The organism is Hymenobacter terrenus, assembly GCF_000972495.1.
Lineage (GTDB): Bacteria > Bacteroidota > Bacteroidia > Cytophagales > Hymenobacteraceae > Hymenobacter > Hymenobacter terrenus.
Map to the genome: position 1 here is coordinate 1 of NZ_LATM01000125.1, position 787 is coordinate 787.

The following is a 787-nucleotide window of genomic DNA, read 5'->3' on the forward strand; positions in this document are numbered from 1 at the left end:
CCCCTTGCCCGCCGGTGGTGCCAGCATTGCCTCCCAGGAAGCGTGCGCGACTTTCGCGGGCCGGGCTGCCCAACTGACCAACGTGGATGTGGACGAAACCAGCACCACGACCGGACGCATTACCGTGCGATGGACCCAGCCCCGGAATGCAACGGGTGGGTCATTCGGTGGTACCCCGGCCCCGTATTATCAGCTGTCACGGGGGGTGGGGCTCAACCCGACGACGTTTACGCCCGTGGGGCCTCGCATCACGGCCCTGGGCGACACGGTGTATAGTGATACCGGCCTCAACACCCAGGACTTGCAGTACACCTACCGGCTGGAATTTGTGTATACGCCAACTAGCGCTGCTGCCGTGACGGAAACGGCGTCGCCCGCCAGCAGCGTGCGCGTCACGGTGGTGCCGGCCACGCCGCCCACAGCCTTCAACCTGAGCTGGGCTTATCAGGTGCCGTGGAATAACGCGGCCAAGCCGGTGGTGATTTACCGCCGCGACGGCACTCCGGGCAGTGCCTTCGTGCAGATTGGAACGGCGACGACGGGGGCCGCGGGCGGCACTTACACCGACGCCGACCCAGCACTGGTGAAAGGACAAACCTATTGCTACTACGTTCGCACGGAGGGCCAGTACGCCCCAACGGGTTACCTGAGCTCCCTGCTGAATAAGAGCCAGGAACAATGCCGGGCGCTGATTTCGCCGCCGTGCACGCCGGTGCTGAGCTTGTCGGCGACCAACTGCGACAGCCTGGCCGGGCTGCCCGCATTCCCGCGGGCCGGCGAGCGCTAC

At 65.8% G+C, this 787-nt stretch carries 1 pseudogene; it reads left to right on the forward strand.

The annotated features are described in order from the left end of the window. Positions 1 to 787, forward strand: a pseudogene (locus WX88_RS31195) (gliding motility-associated C-terminal domain-containing protein); the annotation flags it as partial.